Source organism: Marinifilum sp. JC120, from assembly GCA_004923195.1.
Classification (GTDB): domain Bacteria; phylum Desulfobacterota; class Desulfovibrionia; order Desulfovibrionales; family Desulfovibrionaceae; genus Maridesulfovibrio.
This window is the reverse complement of sequence record RDSB01000230.1, coordinates 1-399: the sequence shown is the minus strand read 5'-3', so window position 1 is coordinate 399 and position 399 is coordinate 1. Positions and strand designations below refer to the sequence as shown.

At 43.9% G+C, this 399-nt stretch carries 1 protein-coding gene; it reads right to left on the bottom strand.

Translation table 11 applies throughout. The features are described from left to right. Window positions 1-399 (bottom strand): hypothetical protein (locus D0S45_20935; GenBank protein ID TIH03138.1); only part of this gene is annotated, 399 nt, incomplete at both ends.

Below are 399 nucleotides of genomic sequence, written 5' to 3'. Positions count from 1 at the left end.
TGGCATTTAGATCTCCCATCAGAATAGTTAGGTCCTTTCTTGGGCATTTCTCAATGATTGACTGCAGCCGCTCGTAGAACTGATCTTTAATTTCGTCGTTACTATCATTGGTGGGTGCATAACATTGGATAATATTCATTGTGATCCCCTTCTTCTTTGTTTTGAATGATGCTTTGATGATTCTGGATCCGTGAGATTCCCATCCTACAAGTGCATTTCGTGCTACTTTGGACAGCATAAGAGCGACTCCTTGAGTGTGTTGAGCATTGTCCTCTTCGTGACCGGAGTATAGCAGCATCTCTCCCGTAGCTAGCCTTTTCTGTCCAGCTTGGGTCCAGTGGGTTTCGCTGATTCCCAGTACTGCTAAGTTGTATCTCCTCATTTCCATTGATATTTGAC